Below are 15,638 nucleotides of genomic sequence, written 5' to 3'. Positions count from 1 at the left end.
GCACTATGTCGGAAAATAACTATCAACCGCCCAAAGTCTGGACCTGGCAGCCGAAACAAGGCGGCGCGTTCGCCAATATCAACCGCCCCATCGCCGGCCCGACCCACGAGGCGACGCTGCCGGTCGGTAAACATCCGCTGCAGCTTTACTCCATGGGCACGCCTAACGGGCAGAAAATCACCATCCTGCTGGAGGAGCTGCTGGCGCTGGGCGAAAGCGGCGCGGAGTATGATGCGTTCCTTATCCGCATCAGCGAAGGCGATCAGTTTTCCAGCGGTTTCGTGGCCGTCAATCCCAATTCCAAAATTCCCGCGCTGCTCGATCGTTCGGCGTCGCCGGCTATCCGCGTATTTGAATCCGGTTCCATCCTGCTTTATCTGGCGGAAAAATTCGGCCGTTTCCTGCCTCAGGAGCGCGCCGCGCGCACCGAAGTGCTGAACTGGCTTTTCTGGTTGCAGGGCTCCGCGCCTTATCTGGGCGGCGGCTTCGGCCACTTCTATAATTATGCGCCGGTAAAAATTGAATACGCCATCGATCGTTTCACCATGGAAGCCAAACGCCAGCTCGACGTGCTGGACCGGCAACTGGCCGAACACCGTTTTATCGCCGGCGAGGATTATTCGATTGCGGATATCGCCATCTGGCCATGGTACGGCAGCCTGGTGCAGGGTGGGCTGTATGACGCCGGCGAGTTCCTGGATATTACCTCCTACCGGCATTTCACGCGCTGGGCCGAGGACATCAGCCGGCGCCCCGCCGTGCAGCGCGGACGCAAGGTCAACCGTACCTGGGGCGATCCCGCCGAGCAGTTGCATGAACGCCACGACGCGGCTGATTTCGAGCACAATACCGCAGACAAACGCGGCGCGTCTTAAAGCCCGGCGCCAGGGAGCGTTAAAGCCGGTGTAGCGCCCCATGGCACGGTATGTGATTTGATTTAGCGCCATTGGACACCCGGCGGGGGTTTCGCTAGCGGGGAGGCTTATGTTGCCGCGGCGGGGAGGCTTATGTGGCCGCGGCGGTGAGGTTTATGTGGCCGCAGCGGTGAGGTTTATGTGGCCGCGGCGGTGAGGTTTATGTGGCCGCGGCGGTGAGGTTTATGTGGCCGCGGCGGTGAGGTTTATGTGGCCGCGGTGAGGGTTTCGCTTGCCGTGCGTGAGGTGTTCATATGTATTGCCGGGCGCCGGCAAGCGACAAAGAGGCCGTACCGCGACGGCCTCCTTGACCTCCGCGCGCCCGGCAGGTCGCGCGTCGCTGCGCGATGCCTTCCGTCGCCCATGCCCCCGTGATGCACCGGCCCGGTATGCGCTCCCGGCGCAACCGGGCCTTTCGCCGCTCCCGGCGGCTCATGCCGGGGGCACAGGCGCCGTCAGCGCGCTTTATGCCGGTCCCCATGTCGCTGTTGGCGCTGCATATTATGAAACAACAGCGGCGCTGTAGTTTTGGATAGGGTCTGGCGTCGGAATGCGATTGACGGTTCTGGAATACAACGGGTACGGAATGCAGCTGGCACAGCGAAAAGTTGGACATGCAGTCATGCAGTCATGCAGTCATGCAGTCATGCAGTCATGCAGTCATGCAGCCATGCAGTCATGCAGCCATGCAGCCATGCAGCCATGCAGCCATGCAGCCATGCAGCCATGCAATAAGGCGTTCATCATTCATGCAACTTAAACCTTACGCTTTCAGCCATCAGCCCAAAATAAATACTGATATTTTTCCCGGTAATCACATACCGCGATAAACCCCAAAACGCTGTTTTACTCACAGGCGATGGTGTTGACGTGGTGCCGGCATAGAGTGCGCCGGCAGCGCGCATCTTGGCTGGATGAGCCGCCGGGAGCGGCGAAAGCCCGGTTTGCGCCGGGAGCGCATACCGGGCGGTCCACAAGCCGGGATGGGTGATGCCGGGGACCGCGCAGCGGCGCACGATCTGCCGGACGCGCGGAGGTCAAGGAGGCCGTCGCGGTACGGCCTCTTTGTCGCTTGCCGGCACCCGACACTACATAAACCCCCAAACGCACGGCAAGCGAAATCCTCACCGCAGCAACATAAGCCTTACCGCCGCGGCAGCATGAACCTTACCGCCGCGGCACCATAAGCCTCACCGCGCACTACAAACGAAACCCTTACCGCAAACATAAATCTCCCCGCCAGCCGCTACGGCAACATAAGCCCCGCCGCAGGCGAATTACGCCGCATCCTCCAGGGTGCTCAGCTCGCGATCCCTCACTTCCGGCATACAGGCGGCGGAGAATAGCCCAATACAGGAATATACGACGATCATCGCGGTAATCGGCCACCAGGAACCGGTCATACTGCAAAAAATACCGGCCAGGACGGGACCGAACCCAACGGCGACCAATCCCCCCAGCTCCTTGGAAATCGCCATCCGGGTGAAACGATTACGCGAGCCGAACATTTCCGCCATGGTAATATTTTCCAGCGCGAACAGCCCCAGCACGGCGAAATTATGGATAATGATAATGCAGGCCATAATGGTGTTAACGTCGTTGCTCTTGTCGACAATCATCGACAGCATAGGATACGCCAGGATAATCGCCGAAATATTCAGCAGGATATAAGGCAACCGCCGGCCGATTTTATCGGACAGCCAGCCAATCAGGGGAATGCTGAGAAAGCCTATCACCGAACTTATCATCAGCGCGTCGGTGGGGATCTTTTTTTCAAACAACAGCGTCTGCACCAGATAGCCGGCCAGGAAGGTCTGGATCAATCCTGAATTGCCGGCCTGGCCAAAACGCAGCCCGGTCGCCAGCCAGAAGGCCTTGCTGCTGAACATCGCCGCCAGGGAATGGGTATCAAGCACCGCGTCGGTAACCGCGACCTTGCCTTCGCCGCTGTCCTTCACCTCTTCAAAAACCGGGCTTTCTTTCAGGTTCAGGCGCAGCCAGATGGCAAAAATCATCACCACGATGCTGGATAAGAAAGGAATACGCCAGCCCCAGGCCACCAACTGCTCTTTATCCAGCACAAAAAACATCACGGCCCAAATCGCGGTGGCCGACAGGGTGCCGCAGTTGGTCCCCATGGCGACCAGGGAGGAGATAAGCCCCCGTTTACCCTTGGGCGCATATTCGGCCAGCATGGTGCCGGCGCCGGAGATTTCGGCGCCCGCGCCCAGCCCCTGGATAATACGCAGGATTATCAGCAGTAACGGCGCGTAGATGCCGATCTGGGCGTAGGTAGGCAACACGCCGATTAACGTGGTACAGATACCCATCATGGCGATGGTGATGAACAGCACCCGTTTGCGCCCGATGGTATCGCCCATCCGGCCGAAGATAAACGCGCCGACGATACGGGCGATATACCCCGCGCCGTAGGTGCCCATGGCCAGGATCAATGCCATGGCGGCGGATTGTTCCGGAAAAAACACCTCATGAAAAACCAATGCCGCGCCCAGCGAATACAGCTGGAAATCCATAAACTCCAGGGCGGTGCCCAGCCAGCCGGATACGGAAACCTTGACCAGATCAGCGGTGCTTCGTACCGGCTGATGGCGTGTTGACTCTGTTTTTATACTCATAGGGTTATTCTCTGCAAATTGTCTCAGGCACAGTTTCAGGTACAGAGAGGGGATATCTCCGTTATACATGCCATCAGCGGCGCGCAATGGCGCCCGCCGAATGAATGTGGTGAAAAGATATGCAGATGCTTACTACCATACAAGTATTTTTTGTTCGTTTACCGATCTCCATCACATTTAATTTACATACCAGTGACACCCGCGCGAACGGCGAAAAGCGGCATAAGAGCAGGCGGCCAGGCCGCATGGCGCTGATGCGCGCCAGGCCCGCGGCGCCGTCGCCATGAGGCCTGGCCCGTTCAGCGGATAAAAAGCCGGGACCTGCCGGGCGGCTGACACGGGGCGAACGCGCCGTCCCAACCTGCAGGCGTCGCCGGCCTAGGCCAGCAGGTATCGGGTGGTGCGCGCGCCGTCGATATACAGCGCGCGCGTATCGCCTGCGGGCAGTTGCAGGACCAGCTCGCGCCAGGCCGGCCGGTAATCGCCGCGCCGCCGGAACCGGATATCCACCCGGCCGGGACCGGCCTGCATATCCCATTCCAGCCAGAGCGCATGCCCGTCCCGCCAGGCGAAACTTTCGCCGTCATCCTCGTACAGCATTCCCGAACTTTCCTCTGTCCCCGGCAGGGGAAACAGCGCCAGGCGGCGTTCATCATCCAGGGTGGGATCCTGGCACTGATAACAGCCGGAAAGCGCAATGGCGGCCCCGGCCCGCACCAGCATCGGCAGGCGCTCCAGCGGCGCGTCCAGGACGATATCCTGGCCGCCGGCAAACCATTGTCCGCTGTGCCAGTCATACCAGCCGGCGGTGTTGTCCGGCAGGTAGACCCGCCTTTTACGCGCGCCCGGCTCCACGACGCTCGCGACCAGGAGATCGCGCCCCAGCATAAAATCATCGGTTTCGGCAAAGGTGCGCTCATCGTGCTCATGATCGAGAAACGTCGGGCGCAGCATAGGTTCGTCCTCGCTGCACGCCTGCCAGAACAGGGTATACAGATAGGGCATCAGGCGATAGCGCAGGCGGATGGCCGAGCGCACCATGGCCGTCGACGACGGGTACATCCAGGGTTCGTTGACCGTGCCGTCATCATTCCAGGAGTGGATGGTAAAACGCGGATGCATCACGCCGTTTTGCACCCAGCGCACAAACAGCTCCGCATCCGGCTTGTCGCCGGCGAAACCGCCGACATCATGGCCGATGTTATAAAGCCCGGACAGGCTCATGCCCAGCCCCATACGGGTATTAAACCGCAGCGTTTGCCAGCTGGTGCGGTTATCGCCGCTCCAGGTCTGGACATAACGCTGCATGCCGGCGCAGCCCGAGCGGGAAATCAGATACGGCCGCTTTTGCGGCGCGAACCGCTGCTGGGCGGCCAGAGAGGCGCGCATCATCAGCAGCGGCATGACCGGGCGGATATGTTTAATGGCGATTTCACGGCCAAACCCCTGGCAGCGCGCCTCGCCGTCCCACAGTTCATATTCGTTATTGTCGTTCCAGGTGGCGTCGATGCCGACCTCCAGCAGTTGCCGGGTGACATTTTCCTGCCACCAGGCCAGGGTACGCGGGTTGGTAAAATCGAGATTGGCGCCCTCGTCGTCCCAAAATAGCGAGTTCGCCGGGCCGTCATGCTGAGAATCGCGGATAAACAGACCCTGCTCCGCCGCCGCGGCATACTGGGGATGATCCCGCAGCAGGCAGGGTTTGATATTGGCGGCCAGCTTGATCCCCGCCTGGTGAAACGCCTGCGTCATCTCCCGCGGGCGCGGAAACTTTTCCCGGTTCCAGTTGAAAACATAGCGTTTGTCGTGAATGGAGGTATAGCCGGACGACAGCTGGAACGAATCGCAGGGAATGGCATGTTCGCGGCATAAGGCGATAAAAGCCAGCAGTTGCTGCTGGGCGTCCGGGGCGTCGGTGTAATGCATGGTCGACCCGCTGTAGCCAAGGCTCCATTTGGGGCCGAACGCCGTTTTGCCCGTCAGCCGCACCAAAGCCTTGGTGACGTCCAGCACGCGCGGGCCCAGAAACAGATAATAGTCCAGATCCCCCGCCTCGGCGCGATAGCGCCGATAGGCCGGATGGTAATTATCCAGCTCGTTGCCTAAATCAAACCAGCTGTTGCTGAGATTATCGTAGAACAGGCCGAAGCTGGCGTCGCCACGCTGCGTGATGGTGAACGGGATATGCTTATACAGCGGGTCGGTGGACGCCGCGTTATACCCCATGGCGTCGAGATTGCGCATTTCATAGCGCTTGCCGAGGCGATTAAGATCGCCCGCCTTTTCGCCCAGGCCGTAATAACGGTCCTGCCCATACCGGCGCTGATAATGCTCCGCGCCGTCGCCATGGGCGTTAAGCAAATACGCGCCGGTGGGACGATCGCAGGCCAGCGGCAGCCAGCCGCCCGGCGCTATCCGGTATTCCCATTCCAGCCACAGCGGCTGGTGCACCGTTACCCTCACCCGGTCGGTGCTCAGGCGCAGGGACTTGTCGCAATGCTCAAGCTCGAAGGCGGGCAAGGCAAAATCATCGATATATTCGCGATCCCGCCCTTCCCAGGGGACATCCCGCTGCGGCGCGATGCTCCAGGTGCGATCGAGCGCCAGCTCCCCGCCCTTTTTGATCAGCACGCGGAACAGGCCGTTTTCCAGCACATACAGGCGGAAAAGATGCGCGCCGTCCACGCTAAGCTCAATAAAGTGGTCGGTTTGCCGGTTCAGTTGCCACTGTTTCAACGTCTTCATAATTTGTTGCTTCCTCTACGTCATACCGGCGCGCCAACGCGCCGTTCGGCAATAAACATCACCAGGAAAATAGCGCCGATCAGGTCAAAAAAACCCATGGCGACAAAGAGCGGGTTAAAGCCGATGGTATCGGCGGTGACGCCGATAATTAATGAAAAAAGAAAACTGGCGATCCACGCGCAGGAACCGCGCATGCCGTTCACCGTCGCCATCTGGCCCTTATCGAAAGATTCCACCACCAGGGCGCTGAGCATGCAGGAGATCACCTGATGGCCGAAACCGCCAATGGAAATCAGCAGGATGGCCAGCCAGGGGGTTTGCACCAGCGTCATCAACGCCAGCGACAGCATCAGAAAAGCGCCGGTGATGGAACTGGCGACGATCGAATTGATGCGCGTGCAGCCAAACCAGCGAATATACAGGCGGGTAAGATAACCGCTGGCGATACTGCCTAAATCGGCGGCGAGAAACGGCAGCCAGGCGAACAGCACAATCTGTTTCAGTTCCATGCCGCGTTCGTTGGCCAGGTAGAGCGGCACCCAAAAACTCAGCACGCCCCAGGCCGGTTCGGCCAGGAAGGCCGGAATGGCGATACCGTAGAAACGCTTGAGCCGGGCAATGGTTTTCAGCGCTTGCCAGAACGGCTGCCGGACCGGGTCGGGATCATGGTCCTGGCCGATAAACCCGCGCTCATCCTCGCCCAGATTGGGATGGGTCGCGGGCGAGTGGTAAAGCCACCACCATATGCCCGCCCATAGCAGGCCAAGGCCGCCGGAGAGAAAAAAGGCGCCGTGCCAGCCGAAGCTGGCGTGCGCCAGATAAATGATCGGCGGCGCCAGCATGGCGCCGATGGAAAACCCGACGCCGGCCCAACCCGCCGCCACGGGACGTTCTTTTTTAGGAAACCAGTCGCCAATCGCCTTGGCGTTGGCGGGTGTGGCCGCCGCTTCCGACGCGCCCATAAAAAAGCGCAGGATGGCCAATTGCACCCAACTCCCCGCCCCGGCGTGCAGCAGGCACATGACCGACCAGATCAGGGCGCAAACGAAAAACCCCATTTTTAAACCAATCACATCAATCAGCCAGCCGCAAAACGGTTGGAACACCGTATAGGCCAGTTGGAAGGCGGCGATGATCCACGAATACTGTTCGGTGGTCATATGCAGACTGGCTTTTAGCTCGGGCGCCAGGATCCCCAGCGCGTTGCGCGTGATGTAGTTAACGGTGACCCCAAGCAGGAACAGGGCCAGCATCCACCAGCGTAAATTTCGCACTACCCGTTTACCCGCCAGGGAAAGCGCTTTGGTATGGCCTTCAAGATTCATGATTTACCCCAGGTTGCGAACGGCGGGCGCGAGGCGGGAGACGCTGCGCGTTCCGCCGGCTTGCCGTCCATCGGATTACCCTCATTCACACCGCCCGCGTCCAGACGTAAAACGTGACCATCGCCCGACAGTAAAAGAGCCCAAAACGCGGGTCGAGGCCATTTTTTGCAAAGATTTTCATGAGATAGTGAATCCGGCGCCTCTCTGCGCCGGGAGGCCCGGGGACGCTGCCGAAGGCGTTATGAAAATTTTTTCATTTGCTAATTTGAAGGCGATCACAAAATGAAAGGAAAGTTGAAAATCACCGATATCGCCCGGGAAACGGGACTGTCCATCAGTACCGTTTCCCGGGTGCTGGCGGGCAAAGCCAATACCAGTCCCGCGGCCCGGTCCCGCGTACTACAGGCCGCCCGGCTGGAGGGGGTCATGAATAATTTGTCCACCGGCCGGTTGCTGTTGAACAGTTTGCTGGTGTTTGCCCCGCCGCGGGCGTTCGACGTGCGTACCGATATTTTTTATTACAAGGTGATCCAGGGAATAAGCCGGGCGCTGGAGCAGCATGAGGTGCGGCTGCGCTACTGCGCGTTGGACGAGAACGACAGCGACGCCGCCCTGTTCCTCGCCAGGATGAACCAGCCGCAGACGGAAGCGGCGCTGCTGGTCGGCATTGATGATGACCGCATCCATACCCTGGCGGCCGAACTGCATAAACCCTGCGTACTGATTAACTGTTACGATCGCCGCATGCGCCTGCCCTCGGTATCGCCGCATCACCAGCTGATTGGCGAATTTTCCGCCCAATACCTCTTTGAGCAGGGACACCGTAATATCCTGACCCTGCAATGCCTGCGGCGTTACACCATGGAACTGCGTATGAACGGGATACGCGAAGCCTGGCATGCCCATAACCTGCCCTTTGACGAAGAGCGCCATCAGCTGGTGGTGCAAGGGTTCGGTACCGCGGAGTCGGAACGGGCGCTGGGGGATTTTATCCGCCGCTGCCCGCCGGCGCAGCGCCCGAGCGCCATTCTGGCCGGCGGGGATTTTATGGCGGTGGGCGCCGTCAACGCCCTGCGCCAGGCCGGCCTGCGCGTGCCGCAGGATGTGTCGGTGATGAGCATGGACGGTTTTAACCTGGCGGCGATCCATGATATCCCGCTGACGTCGGTGCACGTGCCGCGCGACGAACTGGGCGTGGAGGCCGTCAGGACGCTGCAGCAGCGGCTGTTGTGTCCCGACGCGCCGGTGGGCAATCTGCTGCTGAACGGCACATTGATGATCAGGGATTCCGTGCGCCGCATCCGCGACAATAAAAACCATTCCGCCGTGCAACGCGACGGTTTGTATGATTAACCTTCAGCCGCATTCCCTTTCAATATGAAGTGAAAACCGGTGGACGGCCGTCACGGCAAATGCCGGTTTCCCGCGCTATATTGGCCGGATTCCATGCCGGCGACATGGCGCGGCGGCAACGATGGCGCACTCCGGGAGCACACCGCATGACCCTTCATGATAAACAGCAAATAGCCCTGACTGACGTGTTGCGCCTGCTGGCCTGCGTGGTGATTGTGCTGGCGGGCGTGCATCTGGCCGCCCCGGTTATCGTACCGCTGCTGCTGGCGCTGTTTCTGGCGATTGTCCTGGAGCCGCTGATCGGCCTGATGACACGCCTGGGCCTGCCGCGGCTGGCGGGGGTGGCGCTGCTGAGCGGCGGCCTGCTCATCGCGCTGCTGTTCACGTTGCTCAACATCATGGACGCCCTGCCGGAACTCAACCAGATGAGCAGCCAGGCGGGCGGCCTGCTGTCCGGTCCCCTGTCCGCCGGACTGGCCCCGCTGGCGCGCGCCGGGGTCACGCTGACGCCGGACGACGTCATGACCTATCTCGACCCGGGCCAGCTGCTGCGGATGGCCACCCGTACCCTCGGCCGGATTTCGGACATTCTGTCGACGGTACTGGTGGTGTTCCTGATGGTGCTGTTTATGCTTATCGAAGTGCCCGCCCTGGTGGCGAAAAGCCAGCGCCTGCTGCACGCCTCATCGCCGGGCATGGCGGCCATGCGCCAGGGCATCGGCTTCGTCAGTCATTACCTGGCGATAAAAACGCTCTCCAGCCTGGTCAGCGGCCTGATTATCTGGGGCGCCCTCCTGCTGCTGCAGGTCAAGTTCGCCTTTATCTGGAGCGCGCTGGCCTGCCTGCTGAATTTTATCCCGGTCATCGGCTCGGTGCTGGCCGCGATACCGCCGGTCATCCAGGCGTTTATCTTTAACGGCGCCGGCGCGGGCGCGGCGGTGCTGATGGTGTTCCTGGCGCTGAACCTGCTGTTGGGATGCATGCTGGAGCCCTACATCATCGGACGTAAGCTGGATATGACCACCAGCACCGTGATCATCTCCCTGGTGGTATGGGACGGACTGCTGGGCATGACCGGCGTGCTGCTGGCGGTGCCGCTGACCCTGTCGGTTAAACTGGCGCTGGAACAGACCCGCGGCGGCCGTAAACTGGCCTTTATGATGGGTGCGAAGCGCTGAGCCGGTCAAAAGCCCCCGGCGCCGCAATAAAAAACCATTACCCCCCCGCCTCATTATTACTTTATCTTATGCCCCGCGAAACGGTTCCCCTTTCACAGCTATCGGCCGGCAGAGCCGACACAACATCACTGACAGGAATAGGTCTATATGGTTGAACATTCTACACAGAGCCCGGCAACGCAAGCGCCTGCGGATACGCTGCAACGCAGCCTGAATAACCGCCATATCCAGCTGATCGCCATCGGCGGCGCCATTGGCACCGGCCTGTTTATGGGTTCCGGCAAAACCATCAGCCTGGCCGGGCCCTCGATCATTTTCGTTTATCTGATTATCGGTTTTATGCTGTTTTTCGTGATGCGCGCGATGGGCGAGCTGCTGCTCTCCAACCTGGCCTATAAATCTTTCAGCGATTTCGCCGCCGACCTGCTCGGCCCCTGGGCGGGTTACTTTACCGGCTGGACCTACTGGTTCTGCTGGGTGGTGACCGGCATTGCCGACGTGGTGGCCATCAGCGCCTATTTTCAGCTGTGGTTTCCCGGCTTCTCCATCTGGATGAGCGCCCTGCTGTGCGTCGCGGTGTTCTTTTCGCTGAATATCGCCACCGTGCGGCTGTTCGGCGAGCTGGAATTCTGGTTCGCCCTGGTCAAGATCATCGCCATCGTCGCCCTGATCGCGGCCGGCGCGCTGCTGGCGGCGATGCACTACCACTCGCCCGCCGGCGGCACGGCATCCATTGCGAATCTCTGGCAGCACGGCGGCCTGTTTCCCAAAGGTCTCGACGGTTTTTTCGCCGGGTTCCAAATTGCGGTATTCGCCTTTGTCGGGATTGAACTGGTCGGCACCACCGCGGCGGAAACCCGCGACCCCCACACCGTATTGCCGCGCGCCATCAACGCCATCCCCCTGCGGGTGATTATGTTTTACGTGCTGGCGCTGATGGCCATTATGGCGGTAACGCCCTGGGACAGCGTGGCGCCGGACCACAGCCCGTTTGTGTCGATGTTTATGCTGACCGGCCTGCCCGCCGCCGCCAGCGTGGTGAATTTTGTGGTGCTCACCTCCGCGGCCTCCTCGGCCAACAGCGGCATGTTTTCCACCAGCCGCATGCTGTACGGCCTGGCGGAACAGGGCGTGGCCCACCGGCGTTTCGCGCTGCTATCGCGTCGCGCCGTGCCGACCAACGGCCTGGTGTTCTCCTGCCTGTGCCTGCTTATCGGCGTGGCGCTGATCTACCTGATCCCGAACGTGATGACGGTATTTACCCTGGTGACCACGGTATCCGCCATTCTGTTTATGTTTGTCTGGACCATTATTCTCTGCTCTTACCTGGCCTATCGGAAACGGTATCCCGAGCGCCATCGGCAGTCGCGCTTTAAAATGCCGCTGGGCAAGGTGATGTGCTGGGTTTGCATGGCCTTCTTCCTGTTTGTGCTGGTGTTGCTGACGCTGCAGGAGGATACCCGCGCGGCGCTGATGGTCACGCCGCTGTGGTTTATTCTTCTCGCCGCCGGCTGGCGGCTGCGCGGCAAAAATGCGGCCTGAGGCCAGGGCGCCGTCAGCGGTTGCCCGGCGGCCCCGGCGCCGGCATCTGGCGCAAGGTGCGGCATCGGTGATAATGTGGTCGGACGGGACGGCAACACCCATGGGTTTGCCGGCGCACGCCAGCCAGACGACAGTGGCCTGCCAATAAAAGCAGGCAACCATAAGGATCAACAGATGAAAAAGATTCGGGTAGGCGTCATTTTTGGCGGGAAATCGGCCGAGCATGAGGTCTCTTTGCAATCGGCGAAAAACATTGTTGACAATATCGACCGTGAAAAATTTGATGTGACCCTGTTGGGCATCGATAAACAGGGCATCTGGCACGTTAACGATGCCTCGGATTACCTGCTCCATCAGGACAATCCGGCCCGTATCGCCCTGAACCCGTCCCATACCGGCGTGGCGCTGGTGCCCGGACAGGCGAGCCATCAGCTTATCGAAAGCCGTAACGCCAGCGCGCTGGCGCAGATGGACGTGATTTTTCCCATTGTCCACGGCACGCTCGGCGAGGACGGCTCGTTACAGGGCCTGCTGCGCATGGCCAATATTCCGTTTGTCGGCAGCGGCGTGCTGGGATCGGCGCTCTGCATGGATAAAGACATCGCCAAACGTCTGCTGCGCGATGCCGGCCTGCCGGTGGCGCCATTTGTGACCCTGACCCGGGCCAATAGCGCCAGCCATGATTTCGCCTCGGTCAGCGCCCGGCTCGGGCTGCCGCTGTTTATCAAGCCGGCCAACCAGGGATCCTCCATCGGCGTCAGCAAAGTGGCCGACGAAGCCGGATTCAACCACGCGGTGCAACTGGCATTCCGCTATGACCATAAGGTGGTGGTGGAGGCGGCCATTACCGGGCGCGAGATCGAATGCGCGGTATTGGGCAATGACCAGCCGCAGGCCAGCGGCTGCGGAGAAATTATTCTCAGCGACGCGTTTTACAGTTACGAAACCAAATATATCAACGAACAGGGCGCGACGGTGGCGATCCCCGCCGATATCCCCGCCCTGGTCAACGAGCGCATCCGCGCCATGGCCGTCAAGGCCTACCAGGCGCTGGAGTGCCAGGGCATGGCCCGGGTGGACCTGTTCCTCACCGCCGCCGGCGACGCCATTGTCAACGAAGTCAATACCCTGCCCGGCTTTACCAATATCAGCATGTACCCGAAATTATGGCAGGCGAGCGGCATCGGCTATGCCGAGCTTATCACCCGGTTGATCACGCTGGCGCTCGAACGCCATCAGCAGGATAACCAGCTGAAAAGCACCCACCTCGACGCCCCCGGAGCTTAAGAGGCCGCTGGCGCGGCATCAGGCCCGCCGCGGTTACGCCAGATAACGCCGGAACCAGGCGATGGTGCGTTGCCAGGCGAGATCGGCGGCCGCCTGGTCATAGCGCGGCGTGGAATCGTTATGGAATCCGTGGTTCACGCCGGGGTAAATATAGGCCTCATAGGTCTTGCCGGCGTCTTTCAGCGCCGTCTCATAAGCGGGCCAGCCCGAGGTAATGGGGGTATCGAGCCCGGCATAATGCAAGAGCAGCGGCGCCTTGATGCGCGGCACGTCCTCCGGTTTCGGCTGCCGGCCGTAAAAAGGCACGGCGGCGCCAAGCTCGGGATAGGCCACGGCCGCCGCGTTGGCCACCCCGCCGCCGTAGCAAAAACCGGTGATGCCCACCTTGCCGTTGGTTTGCCCGCGCCCCATCAGATACTCAATGGCGGCGAAAAAATCATTCATCAGTTTGGTGGGATCCACCTGCTGCTGCAGTTCGCGGCCTTTGTCGTCATTGCCGGGATAACCGCCGACGGAGCTGAGTCCATCGGGGGCGAGGGCCACGAATCCCGCCTTGGCGACGCGCCTGGCCACATCCTCGATATACGGATTGAGCCCGCGGTTCTCATGTACTACCACCACCCCCGCCACCGGCTCCCTGGCCGCCGCGGGACGCACCCGGTAAGCGCGCACCTGGCCGTGGCCGTTGGGCGACGGGTAGGTAATATATTCCGCGGCGATATCCGGGTCGGTAAATTCAACCTGCTGGGCAAGCGCATAATTGGGGCTGAGCAAGGACAGTATGCCGGCGGCGGTCAAACCGCCGACGGCGAAGTGCGCCGCCTTGACCAGGAATTGACGCTTGGTGATCTTGCCATGGACGTAATAGTCATACAGCTCAAGCAGCTGCGGATCAAAATCGTTAGCGGTAAGACGGGTCATGATATCGCTCCTTTCATCCTGGACACGAATTAATCTAGCAGATCCGCAACCGCAAACGAAACGGGTTTCCGCGGTCATGGCGGGAGAGCGGGAAATACGCTGCGGCGTGTTTTTTCATGAGCTTATCTAAACCAAAAAGGTTTACCGGCTGAATATAAACGGTACTTTATCCATTACGTGGCCGGGGATATAGTCTTCGCAGGATGTATATCACTGTCTTTTCGGAGGAAAAATGTCAGAACAGAACCCTAACACCGATCGGCAACCCGTACAGGATCTCCGGTCGGCCATCGCCCTGCTGGAAACGATTGCCGGTGAATTCGTCAGCACCGATGTCGAGGTCGATCCCGAGGCTGAATTATCCGGCGTCTATCGCTACGTCGGCGCGGGCGGCACCTGCCAGCGCCCGACACGCAAAGGGCCGGCGATGATGTTCAATACCATTAAGGGATTCCCCGGCGTGCGCGTGGTGACCGGCCTGATGTCTACCCGCGAACGCGTGGGCCATCTGCTTAACTGCGCACCGGAAAGATTGGGTTTCCTGTTAAAGGAATCGGTAGCCAACGCCATAGCGCCGGTCGTGGTCGGCAAGGAAAAGGCGGTATGCCAGGAAGTGGTCCATCTCGCCTCGGATCCGGCGTTTGACCTGCGGACATTATTACCGGCGCCGACCAATACCGAAGAGGATGCCGGCCCGTATTTCACCATGGGGTTATGCTACGCCTCCGACCCGGAAACCAAACAATCCGATATCACCATTCATCGTCTTTGCATTCAAAGCCGCGACGAACTGTCCATGTGGCTGACGCCGGGCCGGCATATCGACGCCTTCCGTGAAAAAGCCGAACGGCTGGGACAGGCGCTGCCGATTTCCATCAGCATCGGCGTCGATCCCGCCATCGAAATCGCCGCCTGCTTCGAGCCGCCCACCACCCCGCTTGGCTTTAACGAACTCAGTATCGCCGGCGCGCTGCGCGGCAAAGCCGTCGAGCTGGTCAATTGCCTGACCATCGACGAGCGCGCCATCGCGCACGCCGAAATTGTTATCGAAGGCGAACTGTTGCCCAACGTACGCGTGCGGGAAGACCAGAACACCCATACCGGTAAAGCCATGCCCGAATTCCCCGGTTATACCGGCGAAGCCAAGGCGGCGCTGCCGGTTATCAAGGTCAAGGCGGTCACCTACCGAAAACACCCGATCCTGCAAACCACCCTCGGTCCCAGCGGCGAGCATGTCAGCATGGCGGGCATTCCCACCGAGGCCAGTATCCTGGATATGATTGAACGGGCCATGCCGGGGCGGGTGCTGAACGTGCATGCCCACACCTCCGGCGGCGGCAAGCTGCTGGCGGTGCTGCAATGCAAAAAAGCCTCGCCGGTTGACGAAGGCCGGCAACGGCAGGCGGCGCTGCTGGCCTTCGCCGCGTTTTCGGAACTCAAGCACGTCATCCTGGTCGATGAGGATGTCGATATCTTTGATACCGACGATATCCTGTGGGCGATGCAGACCCGCTATCAGGGCGACGTCGATACCATCTTTATCCCCGGCGTGCGTTGCCACCCCCTGGACCCGTCGCAGGTGCCGGAATACAGCCCGAGCATTTCGCAGCAGGGCGTATCCTGTAAAACCATTTTTGACTGCACGGTACCCTTTCATCTGAAATCGCACTTTGTCCGTTCCAAATTCAAAAAAGTCGACGTGCGGAAATTTCTGCCTGATTTTAAATAAACCGAGTT

General features: G+C 60.3%; 10 protein-coding genes. 6 read left to right on the top strand and 4 right to left on the bottom strand.

The window, feature by feature from the left end:
- Positions 1-5 precede the first annotated feature (5 nt).
- Positions 6-875: a glutathione-dependent disulfide-bond oxidoreductase gene (gene yghU, locus ACL2XG_RS01980; protein ID WP_410014733.1), complete on the top strand. Its 870-nt coding sequence runs from the start codon at positions 6-8 to the stop codon at positions 873-875.
- Positions 876-2,191: 1,316 nt separating this feature from the next.
- Here the strand turns inward: yghU and ACL2XG_RS01975 are convergent.
- The 3 genes from ACL2XG_RS01975 to ACL2XG_RS01965 all read right to left on the bottom strand — a co-directional run bounded on the left by ACL2XG_RS01975 (position 2,192) and on the right by ACL2XG_RS01965 (position 7,620).
- Positions 2,192-3,550: an MFS transporter gene (locus ACL2XG_RS01975; RefSeq protein ID WP_410014732.1), complete on the bottom strand. Its 1,359-nt coding sequence runs from the start codon at positions 3,548-3,550 to the stop codon at positions 2,192-2,194.
- Between the two features lie 378 nt (positions 3,551-3,928).
- Positions 3,929-6,295, bottom strand: a complete 2,367-nt coding sequence (locus ACL2XG_RS01970; RefSeq protein WP_413723012.1) for a TIM-barrel domain-containing protein — start codon at positions 6,293-6,295, stop codon at positions 3,929-3,931.
- A gap of 20 nt (positions 6,296-6,315) precedes the next feature.
- Positions 6,316-7,620 carry an MFS transporter gene (locus ACL2XG_RS01965; RefSeq protein WP_413723013.1) on the bottom strand — a complete coding sequence of 435 codons (1,305 nt, stop codon included), beginning with the start codon at positions 7,618-7,620 and terminating at the stop codon, positions 6,316-6,318.
- A 282-nt stretch (positions 7,621-7,902) separates the two neighbouring features.
- Here ACL2XG_RS01965 and ACL2XG_RS01960 point away from each other — a divergent pair, with 282 nt between their 5' ends.
- The 4 genes from ACL2XG_RS01960 to ddlA all read left to right on the top strand — a co-directional run bounded on the left by ACL2XG_RS01960 (position 7,903) and on the right by ddlA (position 12,980).
- Positions 7,903-8,973 (top strand): LacI family DNA-binding transcriptional regulator, encoded by a 1,071-nt coding sequence (locus tag ACL2XG_RS01960; RefSeq protein WP_413723014.1) that lies wholly within the window; start codon positions 7,903-7,905, stop codon positions 8,971-8,973.
- A gap of 146 nt (positions 8,974-9,119) precedes the next feature.
- Positions 9,120-10,151, top strand: a complete 1,032-nt coding sequence (locus ACL2XG_RS01955; RefSeq protein ID WP_413723015.1) for an AI-2E family transporter — start codon at positions 9,120-9,122, stop codon at positions 10,149-10,151.
- 147 nt (positions 10,152-10,298) lie between these two features.
- Positions 10,299-11,693: a D-serine/D-alanine/glycine transporter gene (gene cycA / locus ACL2XG_RS01950; RefSeq protein WP_413723016.1), complete on the top strand. Its 1,395-nt coding sequence runs from the start codon at positions 10,299-10,301 to the stop codon at positions 11,691-11,693.
- A 174-nt stretch (positions 11,694-11,867) separates the two neighbouring features.
- On the top strand, positions 11,868-12,980 hold the full coding sequence (ddlA, locus tag ACL2XG_RS01945; protein ID WP_413723017.1) for a D-alanine--D-alanine ligase: 1,113 nt from the start codon (positions 11,868-11,870) through the stop codon (positions 12,978-12,980).
- 33 nt (positions 12,981-13,013) lie between these two features.
- Here ddlA and yghX read toward each other — a convergent pair whose 3' ends face one another.
- Entirely contained in the window at positions 13,014-13,901 is an 888-nt protein-coding gene (gene yghX, locus ACL2XG_RS01940) for a YghX family hydrolase (protein ID WP_413723018.1), read from the bottom strand.
- A gap of 232 nt (positions 13,902-14,133) precedes the next feature.
- Between yghX and ACL2XG_RS01935 the strand changes: the two genes are divergently transcribed.
- Complete coding sequence (locus ACL2XG_RS01935; protein ID WP_410014724.1) at positions 14,134-15,630, top strand: UbiD family decarboxylase; 1,497 nt, start codon at positions 14,134-14,136, stop codon at positions 15,628-15,630.
- The last annotated feature ends 8 nt before the right edge of the window (positions 15,631-15,638 follow it).

The organism is Sodalis sp. RH24 (assembly GCF_047324145.1).
In the GTDB taxonomy this organism is placed as follows: Bacteria; Pseudomonadota; Gammaproteobacteria; order Enterobacterales; family Enterobacteriaceae; genus Acerihabitans.
Note: the sequence above shows the minus strand (reverse complement) of the source record. Positions and strands in the feature narration are given on the sequence as shown.